Annotated in this window: 34 protein-coding genes; 25 read left to right on the forward strand and 9 right to left on the reverse strand. The window is 70.2% G+C overall.

All coding sequences use genetic code 11. The annotated features are described in order from the left end of the window. The 3 genes from ACZ5FU_RS25660 to ACZ5FU_RS25670 all read left to right on the forward strand — a co-directional run. A partial coding sequence (locus ACZ5FU_RS25660; protein ID WP_469046728.1) for a hypothetical protein occupies positions 1-269 on the forward strand: 269 nt, incomplete at its 5' end. After that, a complete protein-coding gene (locus tag ACZ5FU_RS25665; RefSeq protein WP_469046729.1) occupies positions 266-895 on the forward strand; it encodes a hypothetical protein in 630 nt (209 codons plus the stop codon). The genes ACZ5FU_RS25660 and ACZ5FU_RS25665, both read left to right, overlap by 4 nt. Before the next feature lie 42 nt (positions 896-937). Further along, positions 938-1,441: a hypothetical protein gene (locus tag ACZ5FU_RS25670; protein ID WP_469046731.1), complete on the forward strand. Its 504-nt coding sequence runs from the start codon at positions 938-940 to the stop codon at positions 1,439-1,441. A 16-nt stretch (positions 1,442-1,457) separates the two neighbouring features. Here ACZ5FU_RS25670 and ACZ5FU_RS25675 read toward each other — a convergent pair whose 3' ends face one another. The 5 genes from ACZ5FU_RS25675 to ACZ5FU_RS25695 form a co-directional block, all read right to left on the reverse strand. Next, positions 1,458-2,279 carry a hypothetical protein gene (locus tag ACZ5FU_RS25675; protein WP_469046732.1) on the reverse strand — a complete coding sequence of 274 codons (822 nt, stop codon included), beginning with the start codon at positions 2,277-2,279 and terminating at the stop codon, positions 1,458-1,460. An 87-nt stretch (positions 2,280-2,366) separates the two neighbouring features. Continuing rightward, complete coding sequence (locus tag ACZ5FU_RS25680; protein ID WP_469046734.1) at positions 2,367-2,552, reverse strand: hypothetical protein; 186 nt, start codon at positions 2,550-2,552, stop codon at positions 2,367-2,369. A 119-nt stretch (positions 2,553-2,671) separates the two neighbouring features. After that, positions 2,672-5,815: an error-prone DNA polymerase gene (locus ACZ5FU_RS25685; RefSeq protein ID WP_469046735.1), complete on the reverse strand. Its 3,144-nt coding sequence runs from the start codon at positions 5,813-5,815 to the stop codon at positions 2,672-2,674. Beyond that, on the reverse strand, positions 5,808-7,334 hold the full coding sequence (locus ACZ5FU_RS25690; RefSeq protein ID WP_469046737.1) for a DNA polymerase Y family protein: 1,527 nt from the start codon (positions 7,332-7,334) through the stop codon (positions 5,808-5,810). Before ACZ5FU_RS25690 ends, ACZ5FU_RS25685 begins: the two co-directional genes overlap by 8 nt. A 6-nt stretch (positions 7,335-7,340) precedes the next feature. Next, positions 7,341-8,006, reverse strand: coding sequence for a hypothetical protein (locus ACZ5FU_RS25695; RefSeq protein ID WP_469046739.1), 666 nt, complete (start codon positions 8,004-8,006; stop codon positions 7,341-7,343). Positions 8,007-8,266: 260 nt separating this feature from the next. Here ACZ5FU_RS25695 and ACZ5FU_RS25700 point away from each other — a divergent pair, with 260 nt between their 5' ends. From ACZ5FU_RS25700 to ACZ5FU_RS25730, 7 genes are all read left to right on the forward strand, one after another. After that, entirely contained in the window at positions 8,267-9,232 is a 966-nt protein-coding gene (locus ACZ5FU_RS25700) for a deazapurine DNA modification protein DpdA family protein (protein ID WP_469046741.1), read from the forward strand. 203 nt (positions 9,233-9,435) lie between these two features. Further along, positions 9,436-10,668, forward strand: a complete 1,233-nt coding sequence (locus tag ACZ5FU_RS25705) for an N-6 DNA methylase (RefSeq protein ID WP_469046743.1) — start codon at positions 9,436-9,438, stop codon at positions 10,666-10,668. A gap of 53 nt (positions 10,669-10,721) precedes the next feature. Then, positions 10,722-10,994, forward strand: a complete 273-nt coding sequence (locus ACZ5FU_RS25710) for a hypothetical protein (RefSeq protein WP_469046745.1) — start codon at positions 10,722-10,724, stop codon at positions 10,992-10,994. A 1-nt stretch (position 10,995) separates the two neighbouring features. Further along, positions 10,996-11,337, forward strand: a complete 342-nt coding sequence (locus tag ACZ5FU_RS25715) for a hypothetical protein (protein WP_469046747.1) — start codon at positions 10,996-10,998, stop codon at positions 11,335-11,337. 87 nt (positions 11,338-11,424) lie between these two features. Then, complete coding sequence (locus ACZ5FU_RS25720) at positions 11,425-12,366, forward strand: ATP-dependent DNA ligase (protein WP_469046748.1); 942 nt, start codon at positions 11,425-11,427, stop codon at positions 12,364-12,366. Positions 12,367-13,254: 888 nt separating this feature from the next. Next, on the forward strand, positions 13,255-13,740 hold the full coding sequence (locus ACZ5FU_RS25725) for an HTH domain-containing protein (protein WP_469046750.1): 486 nt from the start codon (positions 13,255-13,257) through the stop codon (positions 13,738-13,740). Beyond that, entirely contained in the window at positions 13,737-14,069 is a 333-nt protein-coding gene (locus ACZ5FU_RS25730) for a replication initiation protein, RepL2 (protein WP_469046751.1), read from the forward strand. Before ACZ5FU_RS25725 ends, ACZ5FU_RS25730 begins: the two co-directional genes overlap by 4 nt. Before the next feature lie 244 nt (positions 14,070-14,313). On the opposite strand, the gene ACZ5FU_RS25735 is transcribed toward ACZ5FU_RS25730, so the two are convergent. Further along, on the reverse strand, positions 14,314-14,688 hold the full coding sequence (locus ACZ5FU_RS25735) for a fic family toxin-antitoxin system, toxin component (protein WP_469046752.1): 375 nt from the start codon (positions 14,686-14,688) through the stop codon (positions 14,314-14,316). 9 nt (positions 14,689-14,697) lie between these two features. Continuing rightward, the gene (locus ACZ5FU_RS25740; RefSeq protein ID WP_451498442.1) at positions 14,698-14,928 is read right to left on the reverse strand and encodes a hypothetical protein; all 231 of its coding nucleotides are present in this window, start codon (positions 14,926-14,928) and stop codon (positions 14,698-14,700) included. A gap of 153 nt (positions 14,929-15,081) precedes the next feature. Here ACZ5FU_RS25740 and ACZ5FU_RS25745 point away from each other — a divergent pair, with 153 nt between their 5' ends. From ACZ5FU_RS25745 to ACZ5FU_RS25805, 13 genes are all read left to right on the forward strand, one after another. After that, a complete protein-coding gene (locus tag ACZ5FU_RS25745; protein WP_469046754.1) occupies positions 15,082-15,570 on the forward strand; it encodes a hypothetical protein in 489 nt (162 codons plus the stop codon). 204 nt (positions 15,571-15,774) lie between these two features. Further along, positions 15,775-16,179 carry a hypothetical protein gene (locus ACZ5FU_RS25750; protein ID WP_469046755.1) on the forward strand — a complete coding sequence of 135 codons (405 nt, stop codon included), beginning with the start codon at positions 15,775-15,777 and terminating at the stop codon, positions 16,177-16,179. Then, positions 16,176-16,346 carry a hypothetical protein gene (locus ACZ5FU_RS25755; protein WP_469046757.1) on the forward strand — a complete coding sequence of 57 codons (171 nt, stop codon included), beginning with the start codon at positions 16,176-16,178 and terminating at the stop codon, positions 16,344-16,346. Before ACZ5FU_RS25750 ends, ACZ5FU_RS25755 begins: the two co-directional genes overlap by 4 nt. Further along, positions 16,346-16,759: a hypothetical protein gene (locus ACZ5FU_RS25760; RefSeq protein WP_469046759.1), complete on the forward strand. Its 414-nt coding sequence runs from the start codon at positions 16,346-16,348 to the stop codon at positions 16,757-16,759. The genes ACZ5FU_RS25755 and ACZ5FU_RS25760 overlap by 1 nt, the downstream gene beginning before the upstream one ends. A gap of 110 nt (positions 16,760-16,869) precedes the next feature. Next, the gene (locus ACZ5FU_RS25765) at positions 16,870-17,418 is read left to right on the forward strand and encodes a hypothetical protein (protein WP_469046760.1); all 549 of its coding nucleotides are present in this window, start codon (positions 16,870-16,872) and stop codon (positions 17,416-17,418) included. Between the two features lie 91 nt (positions 17,419-17,509). Then, positions 17,510-17,722, forward strand: a complete 213-nt coding sequence (locus tag ACZ5FU_RS25770) for a hypothetical protein (protein ID WP_469046762.1) — start codon at positions 17,510-17,512, stop codon at positions 17,720-17,722. After that, the gene (locus tag ACZ5FU_RS25775; RefSeq protein WP_469046763.1) at positions 17,719-18,081 is read left to right on the forward strand and encodes a hypothetical protein; all 363 of its coding nucleotides are present in this window, start codon (positions 17,719-17,721) and stop codon (positions 18,079-18,081) included. Before ACZ5FU_RS25770 ends, ACZ5FU_RS25775 begins: the two co-directional genes overlap by 4 nt. A 139-nt stretch (positions 18,082-18,220) precedes the next feature. Beyond that, on the forward strand, positions 18,221-19,006 hold the full coding sequence (locus ACZ5FU_RS25780; protein WP_469046764.1) for a hypothetical protein: 786 nt from the start codon (positions 18,221-18,223) through the stop codon (positions 19,004-19,006). A 161-nt stretch (positions 19,007-19,167) separates the two neighbouring features. Continuing rightward, positions 19,168-19,782, forward strand: coding sequence for a DUF6919 domain-containing protein (locus ACZ5FU_RS25785; protein ID WP_469046766.1), 615 nt, complete (start codon positions 19,168-19,170; stop codon positions 19,780-19,782). Continuing rightward, positions 19,779-20,318 (forward strand): hypothetical protein, encoded by a 540-nt coding sequence (locus ACZ5FU_RS25790; RefSeq protein ID WP_469046767.1) that lies wholly within the window; start codon positions 19,779-19,781, stop codon positions 20,316-20,318. Before ACZ5FU_RS25785 ends, ACZ5FU_RS25790 begins: the two co-directional genes overlap by 4 nt. Positions 20,319-20,362: 44 nt before the next feature. Beyond that, positions 20,363-21,250 (forward strand): hypothetical protein, encoded by an 888-nt coding sequence (locus ACZ5FU_RS25795; protein WP_469046768.1) that lies wholly within the window; start codon positions 20,363-20,365, stop codon positions 21,248-21,250. Next, positions 21,247-21,672, forward strand: coding sequence for a hypothetical protein (locus tag ACZ5FU_RS25800; RefSeq protein ID WP_469046770.1), 426 nt, complete (start codon positions 21,247-21,249; stop codon positions 21,670-21,672). The genes ACZ5FU_RS25795 and ACZ5FU_RS25800 overlap by 4 nt, the downstream gene beginning before the upstream one ends. Positions 21,673-21,684: 12 nt before the next feature. Beyond that, positions 21,685-21,885 (forward strand): hypothetical protein, encoded by a 201-nt coding sequence (locus ACZ5FU_RS25805; RefSeq protein ID WP_469046771.1) that lies wholly within the window; start codon positions 21,685-21,687, stop codon positions 21,883-21,885. Here ACZ5FU_RS25805 and ACZ5FU_RS25810 read toward each other — a convergent pair. Then, positions 21,833-22,528, reverse strand: a complete 696-nt coding sequence (locus ACZ5FU_RS25810; RefSeq protein ID WP_469046773.1) for a hypothetical protein — start codon at positions 22,526-22,528, stop codon at positions 21,833-21,835. The genes ACZ5FU_RS25805 and ACZ5FU_RS25810 overlap by 53 nt on opposite strands. Before the next feature lie 269 nt (positions 22,529-22,797). Here ACZ5FU_RS25810 and ACZ5FU_RS25815 point away from each other — a divergent pair, with 269 nt between their 5' ends. Beyond that, complete coding sequence (locus ACZ5FU_RS25815; RefSeq protein ID WP_469046774.1) at positions 22,798-23,484, forward strand: hypothetical protein; 687 nt, start codon at positions 22,798-22,800, stop codon at positions 23,482-23,484. A 90-nt stretch (positions 23,485-23,574) separates the two neighbouring features. On the opposite strand, the gene ACZ5FU_RS25820 is transcribed toward ACZ5FU_RS25815, so the two are convergent. Beyond that, on the reverse strand, positions 23,575-25,023 hold the full coding sequence (locus ACZ5FU_RS25820; protein WP_469046775.1) for a hypothetical protein: 1,449 nt from the start codon (positions 25,021-25,023) through the stop codon (positions 23,575-23,577). 221 nt (positions 25,024-25,244) lie between these two features. On the opposite strand from ACZ5FU_RS25820, the gene ACZ5FU_RS25825 reads away from it, so the two are divergent. Further along, the gene (locus tag ACZ5FU_RS25825) at positions 25,245-26,096 is read left to right on the forward strand and encodes a hypothetical protein (RefSeq protein ID WP_469046777.1); all 852 of its coding nucleotides are present in this window, start codon (positions 25,245-25,247) and stop codon (positions 26,094-26,096) included. Positions 26,097-26,127: the final 31 nt, after the last annotated feature.

The raw sequence follows: 26,127 nt of genomic DNA on the forward strand, positions 1-26,127 counted from the left end.
TCGACAAGCGCAAGCACCGACGGCGGCTGGGCGTGTTGAGCGTCGGCCAGGTCCTGCCCGTGCACAACGCCCCGGTACTGGACGAGCACCTGCAGTTCACCCGCTACCCCGCCCCCAACGAGAAGCGCGAGGTCAACGTGGTCTCCGCCAGGGTGCTCGTCGAGAAGATGCAGTCCGCCAGCGGATCCGTCGACCGCCGGAGCCGCCAGCGCGCCGGGAAGATCGCCGAAGCTCTGAACGAGCACTATCCCGAGAGCCAGCAGACATGACCGGACACTGCCCGCAGTGCGACGAGAACTTCCCCGTCCGAATCCGGCGCGGCGACAAGGTCAGCAACCATCGGTGTCCGACGTGCAGCACCCCTCTCACGGGCGTCACGGCCGGCCGCGCCAAGGGCCGTTACCTGTGCCCGATCGAGAACTGCATCGTCACCCTGGGGCTGACCGGCGTCCAACTCGACGGCCCGCACCGGCTGGTCTTCCAGCCCGGAAAGCTGCCGTACGGGCCGCCCGGCGACGTGCGCAGCGAGCCCAACTCCCGTGAGCAGCAGAAGCTCGCCCGAGTCGCAGGCCGCGTCCTTGGCACCGGATCCGTGGTCGACCGCGGCTATGACCCCGCCATCCCTGCCAGCGAACTCGCAGGCCTGCGCCTGGAGTCCGCCGCCGACACCGACCCGGCCACCTGGACCGTCAACGAGCAGGTGAGCTACCGGCGGTGCGCCGCGTGCGGAAGCCAGACCCCCGACATCCAGCAGTTCCGCATGCCCACCGAGTGGGCGCCTCGCCGCACCACGATCACGCGCGGCCGCGGCCGGCACAACCATCGCCTGGAGGACATCCCGGCAGGACCGTATCCGCCGGGAAGCCTCGCCTGCGCGGACTGCGCTCCCCGTTGACCTCCGCTGCCGATCGCCGATACAGACCTGAGAGGGAGGGAGATGGACGCAGCACTCGTCACTGGCGTAATCGCCGTACTAGGAACCGTGCTCGGAGCTGTTGTCAACGGACGGTTCCAGGAGCGTGCCGCAGGTCGCAGCGAGGAATCGGTCCGAGTCGAGAAGCGCCGCTCTCGCCAGTTCGACGCCGTCCTCGACCTCGCCGACGCAGTGACCAATCACCGCACGGTGATGTGGAAGCGAGGCGAGGCCGCCCTCAAGCGTGACAACGACCAGCGACAACGGGAGTTGCAGACCGCGAGCCATACGACTCGCCAGGCCATCACCCGCCCGTTGAACGCCCTCCGAATCTTGATCACTGACCCTGCTGTCCACGCGAGCGTCAACGCCATGGTCACCGCGACCTACGCCATTCGCAACGCGTACGCCACAGCCGAAGAGCTCACCGCAGCGCGTGAGGCCGCTCGGGTCGCCCACGACAACTTCGTCGCCGTCGCGGGCAAGTACCTCCGCCAGCAGGAGGGCCCGGCTGAGGGACCTGCATGAATCGGGACGTGGCTGATCAAGGGTGTTCAGGCCCGTTCGGTCCCGGCTTTCCACGACGGCGACCGAGGCGGCGCGCCTGCTGTAGCGCGGCCAGGGCGGACGCCGTGGCCGCGGCCGGCTGCCCGGTGACCAGGGCCTGCTCGTCGATTTCCTCCAGGACTTCGCGAACCATCGTGACGATGGAGGCCACGTCCGTACAGCTCAGATCCACGATGCCGAGTTCGGTGAGGTCGCGCATCTTCGTGGCGAGTCCGGCCATCCAACTGTTCTCACCGTCCTCACTGCCCTCTTCGCCCTCGTCGTCGGTGAGCAGATCGTCCCAGTGCGCCACCAGGTCCTCAGCGATCTCCCGGACAACAGCAGGTGCGAGATCGACCGGTTCCGGCTTGTCGTCCAGTGCATTGACGGGGACATACTTCGCGGCGGCCTCAAGGGTTCGGCGGAGAGCCTCTTCCCTGTCCAGGATGCCCTGGCGGGAGCCGAGTCCCAGGGGCTGGCCGCGCTGCTTCGTAGTCATGCCCGCCGCACGGGCCGCGTTGAGCAAGGACAACTGCAGGCGGTCGACTTCCTGATGAGCGAGGCGGGTCAGCCTCAGAGCCTCGTCCAACTCGGCGTGCCGCGCTGCGATGTCAGGCACGGGTGTGCCCTCGTCGTCGAGCTTCATCAGCTTGGCGTGCCGGTCCCGCATGAAGCTGATCAGCCCCAGCAGGTCGTCCGGACCGGGCGGATCGGCGAGGCCTGCGTCGCCGTGCCGATGACGGAGCGCGACCCGGTCTGCGATGTCGACGGCGCTGATGGGGCCCAGGGGGCGGGGTTGGTTCACCACGCCAGTCAGCATGCCGGACAAGCTTCGTCCGGCGGACCGGCGGCGGGCCCTACGGGTCGGCGCGAGGCTGCTGGGGTTCGCAACAGCGGCCTACCCGGCTCACCCGCTCTCCGGCGCGGAGCCGCGCAGCTTCGAGGAGAGCCGGCACAGGAGCAGTTGGCGGACCGCCGTGGGCGTGCGCTCGCGCACCCTACGGGCCCGCGGGGCTCCCAGGCTGGAGGAGTCCAGCAGCACAGCGAAGGCGGCGGGGTCCATGTATACGGGGTTGGTGTCTGATCGCTTCATATCCCACGTCATAGGAGCGCGCCGCGTTTCTCCCCCCGTCCCAATCGAGATCCGCTCGTGTGGCGTGGGCCACACTGGTGGATGCCAGTTGGGTCGGGACCCTCGGCACGCAAGGCGAGTCAGGGGGTGGAGCGCCGCCGGGACGGCACGACAACCTTCAGCGGTTCCAGACGGCGGGCAACGAGACTGGCTGCGCCCCGCGCGTGCTCGACGACACCGTGGACGAGCAGCCCGGCGTGCTCGGTCGCCGTACGGCGGTAACGCTCCCATGTGGCGGGCGGCACGATCACGTTGGCGAGCCCGGTCTCGTCCTCGATCGACAGGAAGCAGGTGCCCTTCGCGGTCGGAGGCCGCTGCCGGTGGGTGACCAGCCCGCCCAGGGAAGCGGGCTCCCCGTCGGCGAGCTCGCGCAGCTCGGCCGCGCTGACCGCGTCGATCGTGCGGAGGTGGCCCCGCAGGTACTGTACGGGGTGGGTGTCGGGTGACGAACCGGTGGCCCACAGGTCGGCGAAGGTCGCCTCGATGGGTCCGAGCGCCGGCAACCGCGGGGCGGTGTAGGTCGGGTCGGCGCCCGGCAGAGCCTGCTCGTCGACGGCCGCGAGCGCACCGGCCCGCCACAACGCCTCACGCCGGGACAAGCCGAAGCAGCCGAAGGCGCCCGCGGTGGCCAGGGCTTCCAGGGTCCGCGCCGACAGCCGGGTGCGCCGGGCGAAGTCACCCACATCGACGAACGGCCGGGCGTCGATGATGCGTTGGGCAGCCTGCGGACTCAGGCTGCGCACGGTGGCCAGGCCGAGGCGGATCGCGGGTTGTCCGGCGCGCGACGCCGGGTCAGGCTCGAGGGTGGCGTACACGCCGGAGGCGGCCAGATCCACGCCGCGGACGGTGATGCCGCGTCGCCGGGCCTCGCCGATCAGCGTCAGCGGGCTGTAGAAGCCCATCGGCTGGTTCATCAGCAGGGCGCAGGTGAAGGCTGCCGGGTAGTGGTGCTTCAGCCAGGCGGAGGCGTACACGAGGTGGGCCATGCTCGCCGCGTGGCTCTCTGGGAAGCCGTATCCGCTGAAGGCCTCGACGATGTGGAAGATGTCCTCGGCGGACGGCTGCGGGATGCCGCGGGCGGCCATCCCGGCCAGGAGCCGGCTGCGCCAGGCGGCGATCTTCTCGGGGGCGTGCTTGGCGCTGAGGTCCTTGCGCAGCCGGTCGGCCTCGCCGGCGGAGATGCCCGCGCAGTCCATCGCCAGCATCATGATCTGTTCTTGGTACAGCGGCACGCCCAGGCTCCGTCGCAGGGCACGCTCGGCGAGCGGGTGCGGATAGGTGACCGGTTCCTTCCCCGCCCGGCGCCGCAAGTACGGTTTGACCGAATTGCCCTGAATTGGGCCCGGCCTAATCAAGGAAACGGCGACCACCAGATCACCGAACTTACTGGGCTTGAGCAGGGGCAGAATCGACTGAGTTGCCCTGCTTTCAATCTGGAAGGTCCCGTGCGTCTCCGCGCGAGTGATCATGGCGTAGACGTCAGGATCCTCGGCGGGTATCGTCGCCAGATCCAGCCGTCGGCCATGGTGGGTCTCGATGAGACGGCAGGTGTCGTGCAGGGCGCTCAAGATCCCCAGCGACAGAAGATCAATTTTGACGCATCCCGCCAGGTCGACGTCTTCTTTGTCCCCCTGTAGAACACTCATTCCATTTGCGGTCGCCCATTCGACCGGCATGATCCGGGTGACCTTGTTCCGAGTGAGCACCAGTCCGCCCGAGTGCACCCCGAGGTGACGCGGGTGCCCGTCGAGTTGGGCGGCCATCTCCCGCACTTCCGGGGGCAGGACCACGTCCGGCCCGGGCGGCTCGTGATGCTGGATGTGCCGGGTCATCTCGTCGATCTGCGCCGGCGGGTATCCGGCGGCGCGCGCCGCCTCTCGGACCGCGAGCCGGGGACGGAACGTGATGATGTTCGCGACGCGTGCGGCGTGGTCGCGGCCATAGCGCTGGTAGGCGTAGGCGAACACCTCGTCCCGGCGCCGGTGTTCGAAGTCGACGTCGATGTCCGGGGTGGAGGCACGCTCCGTGTTGAGGAACCTTTCGAACAGCAGTTCCCTGGCGATCGGGTCGACCTGGGTGATGCCGAGGGCGAAGCAGACCACGCTGTTGGCGGCGGAGCCGCGGCCCTGGCACCAGATGTCGGCCTCCCGGGCGAACCGGCACAGGTCCTCGACGATGAGGAAGTACCCCGGCAGTGATAGCTCGGAGATTACGGTCAACTCGTGCTCAAGTTGCCGCCACGCGGCGCCCGCCTGTTCGCGTGGGCCGTAGCGGCGGAGCATGCCGCGCTCGGCGAGGACGCGCAGCCACGAGTTGTCGTCGTGGCCGTCCGGTACCGGGAACTGCGGCAGCTGGGGCCGTAGTTCGGCGAGGTTGACGGCGCTGCGGCGGGCCAGCTCGAGGGTGGTCTCTCGCACGCCGGGGTAGCGGGACAGCCACGGCAGCATCTCGTCCCCGGAGCGCAGGTGCGCGGTGGGAGCGGCGTGCAGCGATCCCGCCGTGGCTTCGAGATTGTCGCGGTGCCGCAGAGCGGTGAGGACCTGGCTGAGCCGGGCCTGACGCGGGGCGGCGTAGTGCGCGGCGCCGGTGGCGACGATCGCGGCGCCCGCCCGGCGTGCGGCTACGAACAGGGCGTCGTTGCGGAGGCTGTCGGCCGCGAGCCGGTGGTCGATGAGCTCGGCGTGCACCACCGGTCCGAAGACGTCCTGCAGTCGGCCCAGCGTACGGGCGAGCGCGTCCACGTCCGGCATCTCGCCGGGGTCGTACGACGGGCAGCCGGTGAGGACCGCCCAGTGGCCTGCGGCGGCGGCCGACTCCAGGGCGTCCAGGTCGTACACGGGGTGTCCCTTGTCGCCGGCGAGCTGGGCCTGGCTGATCGCCTCGGACAGCAGCATGAAGCCGTGCACGCTTGTGGCCAGCACGACCGGGGTGTCCAGCCCGTGTGCTCCCAGGGACAGTTCGGCACCGTAGACGGTTGCCACCCGATGTTCTTGGGCGGCCTGGGCCAGTCGGCGGGCGCCGGTGAGTGCGTCGGTGTCGGTCAGCGCGAGCGTCGTTACCCCGAGCCGGGCCGCCTCGGCGATCAGCTCTTCCGGTTCGCTCGCCCCGCGGAGTAGCGAGAAGAACGAGTGGGTGTGCAGTTCTGCCCACTCCGGCGTCTCCTCGGCCGCGGTGTGCGCCGTCGCCGGTTCGGGGGCGAGGGTCAGGTGCGGCAGCTCACGCATACAGGGCCTCCGCCCACCAGCGGCTGGCACGCACATGCAGCAGCCAGGCCCGGCCGTCGCCGGTGACGGCCTGCACGCGGGCGAGCCGCCGGCGCTGTCCGGGCTGCCACCAGTCCTCGTCCAGCGGCCACGGTCCCGCCCAGCCGACCACGGGAGCCGGTGCGACGCGGCCGACCGCCAGTCGGGCGGGCACGGCGCTGAGCTGTCCCCGGCCGGACACCGCCAGCAGGTTCCCGTCCTCGTCGAGCAGGCGTGCGGGCAGCGGAGTGGGAAAGACCCGGGCAGGGTGCGGCGCGGGCAACTGGCCCGCCCACGCCGCCCGTTGCGGCCGACCCGGCTCGGCGAAGTCACCGAACGGAACGCGGCGGATACGGTCGGCGGGCCCCCGTCCGCCGATCTCCTCGGCCCGGGTCACCGCCTGATGTCCGAAGAGTGCCTGGAGCCGGGCCGCGGCCTGGCCGAGTACCTCCTGGGCGGCGGCCGCGCCGAACAGCGCCTGCTGCTGGCCGGGGGCCGGCGCGACGTGTTCGGGCACCAGCTCGAGTTGGGCGATCCCTTCGCCTCCGGCTGTGGTGGGGGCAAGGACACCGGTTTCCTGCCAGGCCTGCAGCTGCCAGCGCAGCCGCTCGGCCACCGCCAGGTCGCTGAGGCGTCCCTCGTGCCGCCAGACCCGGGCGAGCGTACGCCCGTCGGACATCCGGGCCCGCACCTCGATGCGGGCGCACACGAGTCCGGCCTCCTCCAGGGCACGGTGCAGCCGTACAGCGAGCGCCTTCCCCGCGAAGGAGGTGGCCTCTAGCCGGGTCTCGGGCGGGTCGAAGCGGTGCTCGACCCGGCGTCCGTCGGAGGCCGGACGCGCATTCAGCCCGTGGTCCTCCCTACCGAGGGCAAGCCGGTGGGCGGCGGCGCCGTCCGGTCCGAACCGGGCCACGACAGCGTCGGCGGGCAGTGCTGCGAAGCCGCCGAGGGTGCGGATGCCGAGCCGGACCAGCAAGTCGGCCAGGGCCGGCCGTCCCAGGACGCCGAGCCCGTAGTCGGCCAGGAAGCTGGGGGTGGTGCCGGGCGGCACGAGCAGATCGCGGCGGGCGGCGAGCGCGGCCGCGAAGACGGTGTCGGCAGCCCCCGTCTGGCAGGCGATGCCGAGCGCGGACGCCGCCGCGCGCAGTCGCTCGGCGAGCGGTTCCTCTCCGCCCCAGTAGCGGGCTGCGCCGCGGGCGGGCAGCGCGACCAGGCCCGGTCGGAGCACCTCCAGGCGGGCGACGACGTCGTGCTCGAACCGGTGCAGTAGCGGCTCGAACGCGCGGGTCTCACCCGCCGGGTCCCGGGGGCGAAGGCGCAGTTCAGGCAGTTTGCCGACGGCCTGCCGGATGCGCATGCCGCGCCGTACGCCCACTGCGCGGGCCGCGGCCGTGCACGCCACGACGCGTCCCGCAGAGGTAACGGCGACCGGCTCGTCGGCGGGAACCTCGGCGGCGACCAGCGGCCAGTCCATCGCCCAGACGACCATGACTCTGCTCACCGGGGATCACCCCACCGCGCGCAGGCGCGGCCGCGGCGCATCGGTGGACGGGGCGGGGGCCGCGACGGGGTGCACGGAACCGTCGGGGCCCGGCAGCCACAGGTCGGCGGTGCGCGCTGCTGCGGCGGCGCCCCGGCCCGACGCGGTGACCCGCACCCGGCGCCGACGCAACAGGCCGTGTCCGTGCCCCACGCCTTCCCAGTAGGCGTTGTCCACGCTGAGCCGCAGTTGGGCCCCGGGCCAGGGGCCTGCCACCAGCAGCACGGTGCCGCTGCGGCGCAGGCCGCCGGTCAGGCGCCGGTGGGTGCGCTCGGCGACCGGGCCCACCGGGCCGAGCAGGATCAGCGGGACGCCGTCGGCGAGCGTGGAGACCGCCTCCGGCCAGCGCTCGCCCGGCGCGTCCACCCACAGACCGCACTCCAGGTCGAGTCCGGCGCTGCGTGCCGCGAGGGCCCCGAGGTAGGGCATGCCGACCGCTGCCCAGGCAGTGTGGTCGGCCCCGGCGGCGGCGCCGAGCGCGAGCAGGAGCGGCAGGTCGCCCGGGATGCTGACGGTGCTGCCGCGGTAGAGCATCCCGTCGGGCAGCAGCGTGCCGAGCGCGCCCGGCACCGGGATACCGGCTCGCTGTCCGTCGCGCCCGCGCTGTCCTGGGTTGATCGCGGCCGTCTCCACGACATGAGTTTCGAACGTGCGTACGAATCAGGCAACCCTGACGGCACTCGCGCACTCGAGCGGCATCCCGCCCCCGATACCGACAGACCCCAACTGGCGCTCCCCATAAGTCGATCACCGGGGCCCGGGCAGGAGATGTGACTCGCGCCACCTGACGGGCCCGGTCGCGACCGTCAGAAAAGGGGGTTGCATAGACCACTCGATTTGCGTACTCTCTATCGCCATCGCGTCAGCAGTGGGCACGAGAATCGGAGCCTGGAATGCCGACCGCCCCTCCCGTCATCACCGATCCCCAGCACTGGCACGCCGTGAAGCTGCCCGACGATCACCCGCACCGCAAGTACCGCCCCCGCTACCGCACCCTCATCACCGAGGACCAGCTCATCTGGCCGGACGAGGACATCGGCTCCACGCTGTACCTGGGCACCCACATGCCGCACTGGCTCGCCGAACCGCGACTGAGGGGATTCCTCGGCCGGCAGCCGGTCCGCTTGTTCGTGTCCCACCGCCGCCTCGCCCCGCGACGCACCTTGCCGCGCGCCGTCGTCCCCTGGGCCCTCGACTCAGGCGCCTACAGCGAGCTGTACCTGTACGGCGAGTGGCGCACCGACGCCGGCGACTACGCCGCCGCGGTCCGCCGCTACCACGACGAGATCGGCCTGCTGGAGTTCGCCTGCCCCCAGGACTGGATGTGCGAGCCGTGGATCCTTCGCCGGACCGGCCTCACCGTCGAGGAACACCAGCTGCGCACCGTCGAGAACTACCTCAACCTCCAGTACGCCGACCCTGACCTCCCCTGGGTCCCGGTGCTTCAGGGGTGGACCCGTGACGACTACCTGCGCGGCGTGGAGATCTACGCCAACTACGGCTTCGACCTCAGCCTGCACCCGGTCGTCGGCCTGGGATCGATGTGCCGCCGCCACAACACCGCTGAGGCCCTGCGCATCATCGAGGCCCTCCGCGAGATCGGCATCACCCGGCTCCACGGCTTCGGCTTCAAGACCCGCGGCCTGGAGAAGGCCCACCACCTGCTGGTCTCCGCCGACTCGCTCGCCTGGTCCTACAGCGCCCGCCGCGCGGACGCACTGCCCGGCTGCATGCACCGCAGTTGCGCCAACTGCCTGCGCTACGCGCTCGCGTGGCGGCAGAGGATCCTGCACCGGATGCCGGAGTGGCACCAGATGACCCTGCTGGACTCCACCCTGCCCCAATATCAGGTTGCCTAGACAACGCTACTTCTGTAGAGTGGGCCCCGCCTGAGCCACCAACGGCTCAGCTCCCCCGAGTGCCCCGCCGCCCGTCAAGGCGGCGGGGCACTGCTGCCCCGGCATGTGCGTGAGCCCGGACCAGAACCGCCTCCAGGAGGTGACGCTGTGCCAACCGCATCCGCCCACTGTCCAAGCGCAACTGCTCCCGTCCCGGGGACCGCATGAGCGACACCGTTGAAGCACTCGCCGCTGAAGCCCCCGGCCCGGACGGTCACCGCGAAATCGTGCGCGTGGCCGTCAACTCGGTCGCCGCAGCCCGAGGCCTTCCCCAGCCCTGGTCCATGCGCCTGCCCGACGACACAGTCCAGCGCGTGACCAAACTCCTGAGCGACCTCGGCGACCTCAGCCAGTGGGGCGCCGCCGAGCTCGGTGCCCTGCGCGAGCAGCTCCTCGACAACAGCGACCGCAGCGAGTCCGGAGCCTGGTACACCCCGCCCGAACTCGCCCAGTCGCTCACCCGCGCCGCGCTGAGCGAGATCACCGACCTGTACCTCGACGACGACCCCACCGACGTCCTTGAGGTGTCCGTCCTCGACCCGGCCTGCGGCGGAGGCGTGTTCCTCATCGCCGCCGCCCGGCTCCTGGCCACGGCCTACGTCGGTCTCCTGTACAGCACGCATGATCCGGCGCCGCTCACCATCACGGCCGTCATGGCGAACGTCATGAAGTCCTGCGTGTTCGGCATCGACACCGACCCCGTCGCCGTCGACCTCGCCAAGTCGGCCTGCTGGCTGGAGACCAGCGGCCACACGCCCATCGACTGGCTCGACGCCAACATCGTCGTCGGCAACGCGCTCGACGGGGATCTGCCTCCGGCGCTGGCCGGCCGCCTCAACTCCCCGAAGCCCCTCGCGATCGTGGGCAACCCTCCCTACCGCGACAAGGCGAAAGGCGCGGCGCCGTGGATCGAGGCCCGACGTCCCCGCCGGTCGGCGGAGCGCGCCCCGGACGAGTTGTGGCGCCCGTCCTTGGATGAGTTCCGGGCCCCCGGCCAGGGCAAGTTCGAGTACGCGCTGTCCAACTTGTACGTGTACTTCTGGCGGTGGGCGCTCTGGCGGGCCTTCGAGACCCGTCTGAACGCCGGCGTGATCGCCTTCCTCACCCCGAGCGCGTGGCTCAAGGGCGACGCCTTCGCCGGGATGCGCACTCGCATGCGGCAGGCCGCCGACCGCGGCTTCATCATCGACCTCACACCCGAGGGCAAGGCGCCGCCGGGCCCCACCCGCATCTTCCCCGGCGTCACGCTGCCGCTGTGCGCAGCCATTTTCACGCGCCACGCCGGGCCCGATCCCCACAACTGCGCCCACGTCCGCATCGCCACCGTCCAGGGCGCCCGTGAGGAGAAGTTCCGCCGAGTCGCCGAGCTGCTGGGCCCCGCCCCGAGCGGCAGATGACTGCGGCTCCACACAGCACTTCCCGCTGAACAGACCCGCAAGGAGAGATCCGCGTGCCCAAGACGATAGCCCCGCCCCGCGCCGACCACGCCGCAGCAGCCGAAGGCCTCCGCGAGATGCCCGGCGTCTACCTGCCCGTCGACACCTACCCCACCTCGGACGCAGCGGCGCTCATGGCCCTCTCGGTCCAGGCCGGTGACGGCCCTTACGCCCCGGCCGGGGCGTACGACGCGCGCATCAACGCCGTCGACGGTGGGACCCGCCTGTACGTCGCCTACGTCGCCCCGCTGCGCCAGCAGAACGGGACTGCCGAGGAGAAGGCCTGACGTGGGCTGGGCCGGCGGCAACACCGCCTTCGAACGCGTGGCACGCAAGCTGATCGAACTCGGCGCCGACGACGTCACCAAGACCGAGGTCTGCAGCGAGCTCATCGACGGTCTCCAGGACTGTGGTTGGGACACGGTGGATGAGTCGCTCGGCGAGTTCGCCGGTGATTCCGCGATCGTCGCCGCGTTCCGTCTGCGCGGCTTCGTCATCGTCTGTGGCGACGAACACCCCAGCAAACCCTGGGCGTGCGAGAAAGAGAAGGATCACGCCGACGACCACAAGGACGATCAAGGCCGCACCTGGCCTCGCGTCACCCGCCCCGCCACCTCGGTCAGCTCCTGAACGTTCCCCGTGCCCCGTACGACAGTGGCTGTGCCTGTCGTACGGGGCACAGCCCTGTCCGGTGCCATGCTCGGGGACGGCCGTCCGGTGGACACCACCGTGACAGGCGTGCGCGTCGCCGGGCCGCCGCAGCAGCAGACCGATGGGCTTGGCCAGGTGAAGGACAACCTGGTGCCCGTACGGCCGCCGGTGGACGTCGTACGGCCGGTCGCTACCGACCGGCTCCCGCCCGCCGGCGAGTGGTCGGAAGGCCTGCGCGCCGAAGTGAAGCTCGACGGATGGCGTGCCGTCGGCGCCGTCCTCGAGGACCACCGTTCCGTCCTCCTCTCCCGCGAAGGCAACGATCTCGGGCCCCTATTTCCTGAGGTACTCGCCGCCCTTGCGCACTGCGCCATCGGCACGGTCGTCGACGGAGAACTGGTCGCCTGGGAAGAGGAACGGATCAGCTTCAGCGCGCTCGCCCGTCGCCGCGGCCGGGACCGCCGCAAGTGGCCGCCCGTCGCGTACGTGGTGTTCGATGTCCTCGCCAGGCCCCGAACCGACCTGCGGCTCCGGCCGCTGAGCGAACGGGTCGCGCATCTGGAACAGGTGGTCGACGAGGCCGGCCCGCCGGTGCAGCAGGTGGACGCCACGACCAGCCGGGAGGAAGCTCTCCTGTGGTACGAGGCGCTCCAGTCCGCAGGAGTGGAAGGCCTCGTCCTGAAGAGGCCCGAGAGCTTGTACGTACCGGGGCGAACCCGGTGGGTCAAAGTGAGGCACAGCGAGACCCTCGACGCAGAGCTGCTGTCTGTGATCGGGCCACCCGACCGGCCCACCGCGCTCGTTGTACGTCTGCCCGACGGCAGGATCCGGCGCACAGCGCAACTCAACGCTGCGGACCGGGTCTTGGTCGGCCGGGCGGTCGCCGGCCGCCTCTCAGTACGCGGTCCTGACGGGCGGTGGCCCCTGACAGACACCCTCCTGGTCGAGGTTGCGGCAGGGACCACACGGCATCCCACGCTGCGTTTTGTACGAGTCAGGGAGTCCTGAGGTCCCCTCAGCTCGTGGGACTGACGGGACCGAGTTTTCGGGACCCGCACAGTAGCGGCAGACAGAGCTGTCAAGTGGATCATCGCCTGAGCCCAAACAGTCCCGCACAGAGATACGCAGGCCACAGGACCCCTCGCCCGTTTGAGACGACAGCCAGCGGCAGCAACTGATCCGCAGTTGGCATACAGACGACCCGTCCGAGGCGCCAGGACAATCCTCCCTCCGTAGCTTGCTCACATGCCCGGTGAGAACCTCAGCCCACGAAAGTCAGCCACAGCGTCGGGGGCGACAAACGAACCGGCGCGCGTATGTCACCTGAACCCCGACCGGCACCAGCCACGCCTGCTCCTTACTGATCGCGACCCGGGCTCACGACGGCCTGGCGATGAGAGCGGAGAGTGTGTGGCACCCCGAGGACCGGAGCTTGCGAGGACCGCAGGGCTACCCGTGCCGGTCTGCGCGTGGCCACTGTTCCTAAAGGTATATAGAGGGCAGCGCGATCAAGAGTGCTCTGACCTGCGGAAATGCACCCCTCGATCATGCAATTGTGAACCGCTCATGATGCAAAACGAGACGCTTCATCATGCAACTGCAGGCCCTTCATCATGAAATGAGGGACTGCTCATGATGCAACCAGAGACCTCTGATGATGCAACAGGAGACCATCTACTGTCGCTGAGAGGAACAGTGTTGTGCAGCCAGGTGCACAACACCTGACGCCTTTCGGCGCGCTTCGGGGGGATCGCTGCGAGCACCACCCGAGCGGTCAGGTTCGTCCAGACGGAGGGCGCGAAACGCCCTGCGGCGTGGGACTGTTGTTTTGAGGAACAGCGATATGCAAGTATCGCCGCGTCACTGTTCCCCAGGGGAAAGGTCGAAGTTGCTGACATGTCAGCAGACCCCGCAGCAGTGCGGCGCTTCGCCGATTCCGCGACGGGAGAGGTTCGTGAGTACTACGACCTGGATGGCGACCGTCGCCCCGCCTACAACATGCCGGGAGGTTTCACTGCCGTAAGCAACCGCTCCGGCCTGCAGATTTTGTCGAAGGAGTCGGGTCTAACACCGTCAGACCGGGACATCCTTGCACTTCACGTGCACGGCCCGGACCGACGGGGAGACGTGCTCCGCTGGCCCCGCGCAAAGATGGCCGATTACCTCGGCATCAGCGCCCGTACCGTAGCCACCGCGATCAAGCGCCTGACCAAGGCCGGGTACCTGATCGAGGCTGAGAAGCACGGGCGTGTCATCTATTACAGGGTCAGCCCGCACCACGCCTCACGGATGGGCGGTGAGCAGCAACGTCAAGACGCGGCAGCACACCGGATCCCCGTCGTTCCCGGTACTCCAGAGCAGAAGGGTCGGGCAGCATCATGAATGCACCGCTGTTCCCGGAAGACGTCGTCATCGAGCCCGGGGTGCTGGAGAAGATCCTGGAGCTGCCGTATCCGCAGATGCGGCTGGTCCTCTTCTACCTCGGCGCCAAGAAGGACCCGGATTTCGGTGACGCCGTGGTCATGACCGGGGAGAAGATCGCCTCGGCGATCGGCATGAACAGGCCCCTTTTGTCCAAGACGGTTCCCCGTCTTCTGGAGCAGGGCTGGCTTCGCGTCGCCTCTCGGCATGGGAACGTCCGGTACTACGGTCTCGGCCCGACAGCCGAGCCCAAGCAGGACAATGTGGTGCCACTGCGGCGCACCGCATGACAGCGTCGTGGGGCGCGGTTCTCAGGGACTGTGCTCCACGGCAACAGCATGATGCAGAAGCTGCACGACTCTGTTCCTGAGAGGAACAGGCTTGATCGTCGTGACGCAGAAGCCACGAAGTGGGAGGTGTGAACCTCCCGCTTCTGTGTGCGGACACTCGGAAAATCCCCTCGACGCGCAGGGCAGGTCGCAGCCGCTATTTGCTGGCGTCAGGGTGGGATCAAAGCGTGCTGCTGGCTTGGAGTCAGTCCCGCTCGGTCCACGCCTTGAGCGCGTTCGCCAGGGAGCGCACGTCCAAACGTCCGGCGGTTACCTGTTCGGCCAGGTCGGCCGCTTCCTTCGTGGTGACCCGGACCGGGACCCCGCTGGCGTGCAGGTAGCCAGCGGCGGCAGCCGCCGCGAAGAACTCGTTGCTGTGCTCCAGAGCCGGCACACGGCAAAGGGAGTGGAAGAGAGCAGCGGCGCGGTGATGGGGCCGGTCGTAGACGAGGCCGTCCATTACGCGAAAGCAGTGTCTGGCGCGCGCCGCCTCCAGCGCTCCCCAGTCCGTCACGTCCGGGTCGTTGAGCTGGGTGCGGGCGATTTCGAGCAGCCAGGGAAGGTCTACCGTCAGTTCCACCGATGCGACTCAGGCAGCCGTGGAAGCGGTGCCGGCCTGCGGGCCGAAACGGCTCGCGAACTCCTCGCGCATCCCGGGAGTGCTGATGAAGAGAGCGCTGCCCTCGAGGAACCGCTTCTTGTTCAGGCTCTGCGCCAGGACGCGGCCGGCGTACTCCTCGGCGGGCTCGTGCTGCTCCTCCGCCTCGGCCAGGAGTCGCTGGTAGTCGTCGTCGGGCAGATCGATGCTGATGCGGGCCATGCCCCTACGGTATCGGGCCGTCGGCCTCCGTGGGAGGGCTACGGGTCACACTCCCCGCTCACCCTGCTCTGAGGCCGCTCGCAGCTCACGCACCGACTGTCACTGCTGGCGCGTACGCTTCAAGCAGCTCGCCCGATAAAGGAGGAATGCGCTATGCGTCCGCAACGCTTCCAGGAGTTCTGCCTGACCGCTCTCACCGCCCCGGACATCAAGGCCGTCGACGCCTGGAGCGAGCCGGGCAGTCGCCCCTTCGGGCTGGAAGTCACCTTCACCAGCGGTTCCCGGCTCTGGCTCGGGATCACGGGCACCCTCGCTCCCGGTGACAAGCACGAGCGGCCGGAGGCGCCCGTCACCGGCGCCTGCCTGCCGGGAGATCCGTGGTCGAACCTGTACGACGTCGTCAAGGGGCACATCACACCGGACAGCGCCGAGCGGTACCTCGCGGCTGCGCTGACCAACATGAGCTCCCCGGAGATCGCACGGGTCTGGGCCTACAACGCGCGGGACACGCTCCCGCTGAGACACCCCGGTGTCGGCGTCGAGTTCCACTCCGGCGCCCGCGTCTTCCTGCTGATGGTCCACACCGCGCGGCCGGAGCAGCAGCGAGGCAAGACCGCCTTTCGTCTCCAGGAGCGTTTCTGAGCACGGGACCGGCAGGGAGCCGATCGGCGGGGCGCGGGTGTGACCGATGGGGAGCGGCGGGCGGACGGGTGCCGAGGGCCTGCATTTCCCTTGAAGTGGGGTTGTCTGAGCAACCTTTATTCCCTAGTCTCGGAATCAGCCCTTCCCGGAGAGCAATCTCCGGCGGGGCCCCACCCGACTCCGCACACAGGAGGAGTGATCCTCATGTCTGCACGTACCAGCGCTCGCCCGACCGCGGCGAGCCAGGCCACCGGCGCCATTCGCTCGGTGGCCGCCCCGAGCCCGCAGCCCATCGACGCCCCCGGCGGCCTGCTCGTGGACTTCTCCACCGATCTCGGCCCGAACTGCCAGCCGCTGCGCCAGGTCACCCCGGGCACGACCGTGGAGGCCGCCGTCGACGTGACGAGCGTCGAACCGGCGCGCGGCGGCCGCGCCCGCGCCGTCATCGACGGCTCCGGCGGCACCGCCATCATCCTCGTCCCGTCGTACGCCCGGCTGAAGGACGTCCTGGTCGCCGGGGCCCGTGTGAAGCTGCGCGGCACCGTGACGAGGGTCCTCACCATGACCGTCATCGAGGTCTGGGCCGCCCGGGCGGTGAGCGCGCGATGAGGACGGAGCGCACGGTCCTGGAGCGGTTCCCCGCCGGCGGGCCGCGCGGCTCGTGGCCGGCCGAGGAATTCGCGCACGCACGCCGCATGGAGGGCACGCCCGCCGAGGTCGTCATGGACCTCGCGACGGACTCCTTCCTCGTCATCGTGAAGGCGGTGAACAGCTGATGGAACAGCCGTTCTCGAACGAGGAGATGGCGATGCAGGAACTGCGCCAGCAGTTCCTCGCCCTGTCCGACAGCCCCGAGGTCGCCGGACGGCTGATCTTCCTGGGCCCCGATGGAGCTGTCATCGGCCAGGCCTCGCTGTCGGCCAACGACATCGAGACCGCCACCGACGCCCTCACATCGGTGAACGCCTACCGGGCGGCGGCGGAGGAGGAAGACCTGATCGACTCCGACGCCTCCGGTGCCCAGCGCACCACGGTGGACCCGCTGTTGGTGGCCTCGCTGGAGGAGCAGTGCATCGGCCTGGACGCCGACTTCCTGATGGAGAAGGCCATGCAGGACCCGGCATCCGCTGTCGCAGCCTTCGATGAGATCACCAGCGGGTCCCGCACCGATGGGGACGACGCCCGGTGAACGGCACGACCCCGACCGCCCGGGCCGGCACGGTCTCACCCGCGATCCGGGCCCCGTTCGGCCTGAGCGGCGGACCTGTCCCGGCCCCGGCGGAATGAGGCGAGATTCCCGTGCCTGCATACCTGTGGATGCTCCTGGGGGCCGCGTTGTTCGGCGTCGCCCGGTGGTGGCTCGCCGACACTCTGCGCGCAAGGACCTCCTGCACCTGGTGCTCCCGCGCCTCAGGCCACCTGGTACCCGGGCACAGCGAAGACCGCTGCCAAGGGCCGCACCGGGAAGCGGAGATGCGCCAGCAGTACGAGACGTCTCTTCGGCGCCAGAAGGAGCAGGCCGCCGCTCGGGCCCGCGGCCGGCAGACGCCGGACCGCCCGGAGGGCGACCGTACGGCACGGCTGCGGATCCTGAAGATCGGCACGATCACCACCCGCACCAGATCTCGCGGCAACCAGATCCGGGTCACCGGCTGGCAGTTCGACGCCGTCCCCGGCGCCCACTACGACGGCCGCCCCAGCAGTTCCTCCATGACCCTTCTCCCGGACTCCACACGCCTGGAGGAGACCGTCGGCTGGACCCTGGCCGACCTCCATGCCATGACCCACGGTGGCGGCTGCGACTGCGACGTCAGCCGCCTCGCCAAGACCGCCCAGTACAGCCGCTGAGCCCCGCTCGTCCCTGGCCCGGCTCGGGGCCGGCCCGTCGCTCCCCGGCGGGGCAGCCCCGAGCCAGACCAGCAACTTCGAGGAGAAACCCGTGAACACGCCCCCCACCACCGAAGCCACCAGCTCGGCCACCGCTCCCGGCAAGCCCAGCACACCCGGCCGGGCGGCCGACGACAACACCGCCCGAGAGGCCGTCTTCGCGATCATCGGCAGTGACCTCGACGCCCCCGCCGCGTACACCGGTGACTGGCACGAGGCGCTCAGGACCACCGCAGGCCGCTGGGCGACGGAACCGACGGCATGACCGGCAGCGGTCAAGGCGAGCGGATCAGCCGCTCGGCCGCCGCGGCGCGGGAGCATCTGCAGCAGCTGCTCCACGAGGCCCGGGCCGGACTCGACGACCAGAACCGCCTCACCCTGCTGGGCGTGCTCTACGACGACAGCGACGCGGACAACAGCATCCTGGGCATCCTCGGCGACCTGCTCACCGCGACGACCGCACCGTTCAACGACGGCTCCGTCGCACTGGACGATGACCTGGAAGCCGCGGTCGACGCGATCGACAGCGCAGCCAGCTACGTCCGGGACTTGGCCGGCATGCGCGTGGACCGGGCACGCGAGCAACTCACCGCCCGCACCCGCGGCCCCGCCTCCACTCCGTGAACCGCCGCCCCGGCCACCGGCTCGCCGGGGAGCCCCCTCCCGGCTCCGGCCCCCACCCGCTCGCCCTCGCGTACGATGCCGACGCGCCCGCACCGGGCAGCGTCACGGGAGCCGACGTCAACCGGAAAGGACCCACACCATGGACCTCGAACCCATGCCGGGAGCACCCGCCGTCAGGCTGGAGGTGATCTCCGGGCCGGACGCGAAGCGCGCGTTCCTGGGCCGGGCGGCCATGGGCAAACAGGCGCTGCCAGCCGATGCCTCCCTCGACGCCTTCATGGCGCAACTGCGACGCGCCCAGCGCGAGATCGAGCGACGCAACGGCACCCCCGACGCGACGGCCGAGGGGCAGTTCGTCGTCATCCTCGACGAAGTCGCTCTCCTCGCCCGCGACCCCGGCAACACGGAACTGCGCGAACTGCTGCGCACGGTGCTCGAGCAGGGGCCAGCCGTCGACGTCGCCGTACGGACGCCGCCTCCGGGCGCGCCGCTGCCCACACAGGGGACGCGCGAGATCTCGCGCCGGCGAAACGAACTGGCGGATCTGCTCGTCATGACCCCCGCGGCAGAGTTGGTCTCTCGCCTGGACGAACAGGGATGGTGCGAGGAGTACGCACGCTTCCTCGACGTCACGGAGGACGCAGTCGCCGGATGGCGAGACGGAGACGCAGCCGGCCAGCAGGCGCACGTCCAGCTCGCCCGGTTCGTCGCCACCTGCCTCACGGTCGAGGAACTCGGCACGGTCCGCAACGTCGTCGCCTGGTTCCGCACGCCGCTGCACCCTCCCTGCCCCTACACCCCCCTCGACCTCGCCCGCCTGGACACCGGCCTGGAACTGGCCTACGCCGCCGGTGAGCGCAGTGCGGAGGAAGCCCTCGACGAGTTCGACGAACTGTGGCGCACGCGTACGGGACGGACGCTGTAACTCCGCGCGTGCGCAGGCCCGGACGGGCCACTGACCAAAACTAGGGTTGTTCGGAACACCTGAAATTCAGTAGGTTGATTCCACCCCGCTCGCCAGGGTGCGACCCGGGCCAGTGGGCGAACGCACCACGATCCTCAACGACCAATGGAGCCCATCCCGTCATGACCCAAGATGTCACCGCCGCACCCGCCGTATCCCCCCAGTGGGCCACGGCCTGCACCCTCGCCGACCTCGGCCGACTGAACGCGGACTGGCTGCAGGGCCGCGTCCAGGGCGAACACCCCAACGGGCCCGACGAGGTCGCCGAGCAGATCCGGCCCTTCGTCCCGACCCTGGCAGCCGCCAACACGGCCGGGATCGTCACGCTCGCCGGAAGCATCCGCCCCGGCAAGGTGCGGGCGCACAACGGTGAGCGGTGGGAGCAACTGGCCACGGTCACCTGCCTCATCGCCCGCGACGACGAGGAACTCCTGCACCGGATCGCGGCAGATGCGTGGCGCTCCGGTATCCAGGTCTTCGTCCACCACCCCGCGGCGAACTGCGACAGCTGGCCGATCGCGGTCACGAAGCGCAACGGCGAGCCCGTCGAGTTCGCGGGACACCGCATCGGCACCTTCGAGATGGAGGCCCTGTGGGAGGAGGGCATCCAGCAGGAGGCCGTGACGGCCGTGACCAAGGCCATCCAAGTGACCCTCATCGACCCCGAGATCGGCCGCGACTATGCGCTGTGGCGAGTGCTGGACGCCGCGAGCGGCCGCACGCCGGATCCCGCATGAGCACCGCGAACCCGCCCCTGTACGCACTCGAGACCGCCGAAGGCGACGACGGGACCTCCCATCCCACCGAGCACGCGTGGATCCCGGAGGGACAGGACGCCCAGGACCACGGCTTCCACTTTCACAACGGGCTGCTCATCACGGGAATCGGCTCCTGGACCGACGACGACGAGAAGCCGCCCGCTGTGTTCGTCGCGCTCGGCCACCACAGTTGGATGTCCGTCAGCGAGGCCGCCACCGACTACATGGAGCGCCTCCACGGCGCCGCCGAGCCCGACACCAGCCGGACCGGCGCCGACCCGCTGACCCCCGCGCTGCTCAGGGCGGTGCACACCCACGCTGTCTTCATCCGTCACCCCCACCCCGACCGCCGCTGCGGATGTGAGTGGGACGGCACATGGCGGCTCGTCTACGCCCCGGCCACCGAGCCCGGAGCGGTCCCGGTCACCGCCCTGCGTAACCCGGCGGCCCACCCGGCCGACGCCAGCGTGCCCTTCCCCGATCACGGACCCGTCCCCGCGGCGTTCGCACCCTGACCGCCCGCCCCTCCACCACACCCGCCCCTGCCGAAGGACCGTCCATGTCCACCAGTACCACTACCCCAACCACCCGAGGCCGGTTACTGGCGCAGATGCGGCGCCTCTTCGCCGACGACCGCGGCCTGGGAGTCCTGGTCGACTACAACGGCCGCCCCGACATGACCGACCAGGACCGGTCCCTGCAGACGGCGTGGGCCAACACCCTGATCTCCCTCCACGGTCTGAGCCGCGCCGCCACCGTCTACAGCTGGTACGCGCGCGACCGGCAGCAGGAGGTCGTCAACAGCGGTCTCACGGTCGGCTCCTGGGACAACCTCGTGCTCGGGGCCAAGCCGTTCACCTACTGGTCCCGCGACCTCCACGACTTCCTGTGCTGCTGCTGCGGCGGCGCCTTTTGCCAGGTCGTCGTCGACGGCTGCGACCCGATGTGCTCCCGCTGCGCCCGAAAGAACACCACCCCCGACCAGGCAGCCCCGCTGTGGAAGGCCCAGTGCCACGACCGGTTCGTCTTTCCCGGCCGGCTGCCCGAAGAACTGGCCGACGGCGAGTACCTCGTCCGACTGCGCTACACGGACGGCGAGGAACGCGACTACATCGCCGGTGACGCCGGCCCGTTCGCGCCCGGCACCAGCTCTCTGCCCAACTTCGCGCAGACCCAGACCGTGTGCTTCGGCGACAGCCGCGACACCATCAACCTGGTCATCCAGGGCCACACCGAACTCGACGGCCGCCGGTTCGACGTCACCGCCCAATTCGCCTACGACCCCTCCCCGGACGGCAGCGAACCGCACCCGTACGGGTTCCGCTTTGAGACGGGGCGCGCGACCGCCCACACCGGCGACGTACGTACCACCGAGCACACCGACGTCTACGACCTGCTGCAGGTACTGCTCAGCGGCCTGTACGCGCCGAACGGAGCCATGCGATGAAGGGGGCACTCGATCGCTTCGCCATCGACGACGGCCGCCATGTACCGACCATCGTCATCGACGACGATGCCTCGGTGGCCGCAGGCGAGGCCTGCTACGTCGCGCACTGCTCCTGCGGAAACGCCACCCGGCCCGCCATCGCCAAGGAACTGGCCCTGTCCGCCCACATGGAACACGTCAACACCCGTCTCGGGCCCTCGCGCGGCCCGGACTGGATGCCGCTCGGCGTACGCCTGACCCTGCTGATGATCGCCTGCCTGACATTGTTCATGGCCACGCAGTTCGGAGCATCCCTGGTCATCAGCAACCGCACCGGCGCCGAGGCGAACACCATCCGGGCAGGCGCCATACTGCTGGGCTTCGCCGAGGTCTGCGTCCTGACGGTCGCGGTCCGCCGGTTCATCGCACCGACGAAACTCTGAAGGAGACGAACCGTGAGCGAAGCGGACCAGGACGAGCAGCTGGACAAGCTGCTGACCGAGGAAGACGAGGCGGTACTCAACGCCCTCGACGGTGCGCTGGACCTGGACGGGGGCCGCGCTGCCATCTTCGCCGGCGCGCTGCTGCCCGAGAACAAGACGATCAGCGGGACGGCGTCAGACGCAGAGCGGCCGCCGCCGTCCCCAGATAGCTGATGAGCTGCTCGGCGCCGATCCCCTCCCGGTGGCTGTAGGCAGCCTGGACGCCGGTCAGCACGATGCCGGGCGCGGAATGGACGCCCCGGCGGACCACCACCCAGGACCCCGATGCCGCGTACGGGGGCAGCGGAAACACCCCATCACGCGGCCGGGGCTCCCGCCCTCCCAGCTCCAGCGCGCTGAGCGCCTCCGCGGCGGGCATCGCCAGATAGCCGTCTCCCTCCACGCCGACCCGGTGGTCCAGCCGCGCACGAGGCGAAGCGTCCGGCGGCGGAGGGGCACCACGGTAGAGCCGCTGGCGGGGCACGGAGGTCAGCGCGCCCAACGACCGTGCTGCCTGGGCGAGTTCCTCTGCCGCCTGCTGTGTGCCGGTCTCGGCCACCTGCCGGGCCGCCTCCAGGATCCGGCCGAACTCCCCCCGGGCGAGCGGAAAAACGACCACGAAGGCATCCCGGGACGGCGGGAGAACGCCCGGCAGTACACCGAAGGAGCGGTCCCGCAGGTCCTGCCGGACCCGGTCCCACGCCGCCTCCGCGAGGACGTCCGTGTGCGCGGCCTCCCGCAGCAGGGACACCACCGGCCGCCGCCGGATGTCCCGCAACGCCTCTTCTGCCTCCACGCCGACCTCGCATCCCGTCACGGCTTGTTGTAGAAGGGCCTGCCCTACCGCGCCGGGCGAACCCGCGGACACCGTACGCCGCGCGAGCGCTACGGCGTCGAGGCGGGCGGGCCGGGACGCTATGGTGTGGGGGATGGCTGACGCGTCGGCCCGGCCCAGTCCCTCGACCCGTGATCGATGGGCGTCCACGGCCCCAGGTGCATCGCACCAGCGCGGTGAGAAGCCTCTGCTCCACCATGTCGCCACGACCGGTGTGCCAGATCGCGGGGCCGCGCACACAGGGAGTCGCCATGGTTCGCAATCACGCTCGTAAGGATGCCGCGCGCAACCGCCGCCGGGAACACCCCGACGAGAACCACCGCCAGGCCGTCGACCAGGTCCGCAACGGCGGCGCAGACGCCCGGGCGGAGCGTGTCGTCGTCGCGTCGTTCCCGGTACCCGAACTCGAGGGCGCCGAGCCGTGCTTCAGCTGTAAGGGCACAGGACTGACCGGTGAACGACACGAGCTGCCTGACCCCGACCCGGACCCGGGAGACCCCGTGGCGCAGATCGTGGACGAACTCTGCACGGACTGTCTCGGGTGTGGGCGGGCATACCACGACGACTGTGAGAGCACCTGCCGATACTCCAGCCGCCCCGTCCACGACGACGAGGTGGTGAACGCCAAGGAGCACCGGTGCTCCTGGTGCGCGGGGCGCCGCTACGCCGTCATGGAGACCACGCGCGGTCCCCGGACCTCCGAGGAGCGGAGGGCGTACGGCAGGCTGAGAGAGTGGGCCATCGAGGCCGGTGTCGATCTGTGGCGGATCGACGAGCCCATCCTTTACGGCGACTTCGATCAGCTCATGGGTGACGGCGCAACGGATCTGGCGTGGTCGACGGTCGCGACGTCATACCTGCGCATCCCGTGCAGGTGCGCTGATGAGCTGCGCAGAACCGTGCGACGTAGCGACCTGGAAGGGATCACATCGACGTAGTGCCGGGTCCGGCCGGGCCTCCCGAGCCGGACATCGGGACCGTTCGGCGCCCGCCGTATGCCCTACTGGACCGTGGGGGCTGCCTCCCGGCTACTGGCGGCGCCTCCACGGCCAGCGCGGCCGATCGGTCTGCGGCTGAGCCGGCTCCGCGGGTGCGGAGGTCGGCACACTCGCATCCGCAGACTCGAGTACGGCGCTGCGGATCGCCGCCCAGTCACCGGCGCGCCACCAGTTGAACAGTTGCACCGCGCTGATGACCGTCACCGGCAGAGAGGCCAGCGAGGCGAGGTGCTCGGGCCGCATGTACACGTCCGCCGACCGCTCCGACGGGTGCAGCTTGTGCTGGTGGTTGACGATCAGTACGCCGTGGGAGACCGGGATGTCGGGCCGCAGTTGCGGCCAGGTCTCCAGATGCCGCTGGAGTTGCCCGATGAAGCTCTCCTGCGCGGGACCGGAGGCGCCCTTGACCTCGACGAGACGCGCCGGGGCTCCCTCGGCGCTGACGAGGAGGTCGGCGGACTTCGTGCCGCCGAGTTCCTCGTCCAGGTCGACGGCGCTCAGGCCGGCCGCGGTCAGTACCTGCGCGACGGCGTCGGCCAGTTCGGACCCGCTGCCGTACAGCAGTCCGTACCGCACGGGCTTCGCCTTCTCCTCGGCTTCCCGCAGCGTGTGCTCCAGACGCTGCTTCTCCTCGGCGTACTGGGCCTCCAGTTCCTCGAGCGCCTGCCGGGCGCTCTGCTCGTCGGCCGTCTGTAGATCGGGGTCGACGAAGAACGGAGAGCGGGCACGGCGCAGTGCCCCGGGCACGTACTCGGGCAGGGCCCGGTGCACCAGCCAGCCCAGCACCGTGTCCCAACCGGTGCCGTCCGGAACCACGTACCAGCGCTGGTCGCCCGCCGGTGACGACCAGGCCGCTACCACCGGGTCTCCCAGGGCATCGACCAGGATGGGATGCAGCTCGCCTTCTGGCGGGTGGTGTTCTTCGGTACCGGACCCGTCGCCGCGCACCAGATGCACGCCGCTGAGCTGCAGGCTCCACCACGGGGCGTCCGCCGGGCGGGTAAGCATGCGGATCGCGAGGTCCCGGTCGGCGCCGCTCACACCGGGCGCGATCTCGGGCCGCGTTCCGGCGGGGAGGCGGCGACCGCCCACGCTCGTGAACAGATCGCCGAGGTGGGCGGACGCGCCGCCGGGCCCGAACACATTGCGGGGCCGGTCCTCCTCGACTTGGCCGACCACCGTGACCACGAGAGCGAGTTCGCCGCGCTGGCGGGCGCCGGCGAGGAGCCGCTTCCACTCCTCGTCGCCCTGGTTGTGGAAATGACCGGGCGACAGAGCGACCGCGCAGTCGCTGCTCTCCATGCCCAGCCACCTCGGCTGAAGGCCGTGCTGCGGCCAGTCGACATCTCCGGGAACCCGAAGGGGCGCGGGGCGGTTCTGTCCGTGCTCCGCCCAGAGCCGCAACGCCCGATCGCGCTCGGATCCCGGCTCCGGCTGACCGATGTGGACCGGCACCAGGCCGGCGGCTGCGCTGCTCATCGCCGGAGGTTAGCACCCTCACCGGCCCCCGATCGGTGGACGACGGAGCGCCGGGGAAAGAGGCAGACCTGGCGTAATTACAGGTTGACTGAGCAACCCTGAATGCGGTTCCATAGGGTCGCCCAGCCGCATCGCGATCCTGCCCCGCGCGAGGGTCTCGTGCACCTACCGAGACGGCCCTCACGGGTCGCTGCGGGAGCCCGAATCTGTAGGAGGTGCGCGTGCAAAACCGATCCGCGAACCGCCCGGCCGACACCGCAACCATCCGCCGCCACCGCCTGCGCCGTTGGCGAGAGCGCCTCGAGGCTGCCGAACACAGCTACGTCCTGTGGTTCTACCCGCGGGGAGGCGAGCACGACGACCGGGAACGGCGGGGCGTCTTCGCCACCCTGGACCAAGCCGTCGCCTCCAGCGACTTCCCCGACTCCGCGTGCTGGGATCAATGCACCAGCGACGCATGGAACCTCGACGACCCGATCATCGAGGCCGCCGGTCTCCAGTACTCGTGGTGGTCCATCGAGCGTGAGCCCAGGCGGAAGTCACTCGCCGCTGCGATCGCCTGCCGGGCCATGACGAACAGCAAGAAGCTCCTTGCCCGATCCCTGGCGGAAGCCATCTACTACGGGGATGCGGTGGTCGCGGGAGCTGCCGCTGCGACCTCCGGTGCCGTGGCGTGGCGGGTGCTGAACCTCCCGCCAGAAATAGTGGCCGTGAGCACCCTGGTTGTGGCGGCCGCCGTGTTCGGGCTGGCGCAGCTGTTCCCCGCGCGGCTGCTGGGCAAGGGATGGATGGCTGTCCACGCCTGGGCCGACCGCAAGCCGAACCCGCCGGCGAGGCAGCTCACCCCCAGGCCGTCTGCGATGCGTCCGGTCGTTGAGCCGACGTCCCGGTCGACGGACCCGAGGCCGTTGGCAACGTGCGAGCTCACGAGCTGGAAGTGCCCCTGGTGCGAGTCGACGGCATCGGCCGGCACCCACCGATGGGACGACCGCGGCCCGTACCAACTGCTCAGCGTCCACACGCTGGAGTGCCCCGACGGACACCGTTGGACGAACAGCACCGATGGCGGCTGACATGCACGCAGCGGATCCCACACACCGGTGC

This window comes from Streptomyces sp. NPDC031554 (genome assembly GCF_055580685.1).

Excerpts from the sequence above, each read along its gene's own strand:
- ACZ5FU_RS25750 (WP_469046755.1), top strand. The coding sequence starts at position 15,775 with ATGTCTGCACGTACCAGCGCTCGCCCGACCGCGGCGAGCCAGGCCACC.
- ACZ5FU_RS25730 (WP_469046751.1), top strand. The coding sequence starts at position 13,737 with ATGAATGCACCGCTGTTCCCGGAAGACGTCGTCATCGAGCCCGGGGTG.
- ACZ5FU_RS25700 (WP_469046741.1), top strand. The coding sequence starts at position 8,267 with ATGCCGACCGCCCCTCCCGTCATCACCGATCCCCAGCACTGGCACGCC.
- ACZ5FU_RS25820 (WP_469046775.1), bottom strand. The coding sequence starts at position 25,023 with ATGAGCAGCGCAGCCGCCGGCCTGGTGCCGGTCCACATCGGTCAGCCG.
- ACZ5FU_RS25780 (WP_469046764.1), top strand. The coding sequence starts at position 18,221 with ATGGACCTCGAACCCATGCCGGGAGCACCCGCCGTCAGGCTGGAGGTG.
- ACZ5FU_RS25795 (WP_469046768.1), top strand. The coding sequence starts at position 20,363 with ATGTCCACCAGTACCACTACCCCAACCACCCGAGGCCGGTTACTGGCG.
- ACZ5FU_RS25670 (WP_469046731.1), top strand. The coding sequence starts at position 938 with ATGGACGCAGCACTCGTCACTGGCGTAATCGCCGTACTAGGAACCGTG.
- ACZ5FU_RS25800 (WP_469046770.1), top strand. The coding sequence starts at position 21,247 with ATGAAGGGGGCACTCGATCGCTTCGCCATCGACGACGGCCGCCATGTA.
- ACZ5FU_RS25665 (WP_469046729.1), top strand. The coding sequence starts at position 266 with ATGACCGGACACTGCCCGCAGTGCGACGAGAACTTCCCCGTCCGAATC.
- ACZ5FU_RS25815 (WP_469046774.1), top strand. The coding sequence starts at position 22,798 with ATGGTTCGCAATCACGCTCGTAAGGATGCCGCGCGCAACCGCCGCCGG.
- ACZ5FU_RS25705 (WP_469046743.1), top strand. The coding sequence starts at position 9,436 with ATGAGCGACACCGTTGAAGCACTCGCCGCTGAAGCCCCCGGCCCGGAC.
- ACZ5FU_RS25680 (WP_469046734.1), bottom strand. The coding sequence starts at position 2,552 with ATGAAGCGATCAGACACCAACCCCGTATACATGGACCCCGCCGCCTTC.
- ACZ5FU_RS25760 (WP_469046759.1), top strand. The coding sequence starts at position 16,346 with ATGGAACAGCCGTTCTCGAACGAGGAGATGGCGATGCAGGAACTGCGC.
- ACZ5FU_RS25740 (WP_451498442.1), bottom strand. The coding sequence starts at position 14,928 with ATGGCCCGCATCAGCATCGATCTGCCCGACGACGACTACCAGCGACTC.
- ACZ5FU_RS25775 (WP_469046763.1), top strand. The coding sequence starts at position 17,719 with ATGACCGGCAGCGGTCAAGGCGAGCGGATCAGCCGCTCGGCCGCCGCG.
- ACZ5FU_RS25725 (WP_469046750.1), top strand. The coding sequence starts at position 13,255 with ATGTCAGCAGACCCCGCAGCAGTGCGGCGCTTCGCCGATTCCGCGACG.
- ACZ5FU_RS25745 (WP_469046754.1), top strand. The coding sequence starts at position 15,082 with ATGCGTCCGCAACGCTTCCAGGAGTTCTGCCTGACCGCTCTCACCGCC.
- ACZ5FU_RS25790 (WP_469046767.1), top strand. The coding sequence starts at position 19,779 with ATGAGCACCGCGAACCCGCCCCTGTACGCACTCGAGACCGCCGAAGGC.
- ACZ5FU_RS25685 (WP_469046735.1), bottom strand. The coding sequence starts at position 5,815 with ATGCGTGAGCTGCCGCACCTGACCCTCGCCCCCGAACCGGCGACGGCG.
- ACZ5FU_RS25755 (WP_469046757.1), top strand. The coding sequence starts at position 16,176 with ATGAGGACGGAGCGCACGGTCCTGGAGCGGTTCCCCGCCGGCGGGCCG.
- ACZ5FU_RS25675 (WP_469046732.1), bottom strand. The coding sequence starts at position 2,279 with ATGCTGACTGGCGTGGTGAACCAACCCCGCCCCCTGGGCCCCATCAGC.
- ACZ5FU_RS25785 (WP_469046766.1), top strand. The coding sequence starts at position 19,168 with ATGACCCAAGATGTCACCGCCGCACCCGCCGTATCCCCCCAGTGGGCC.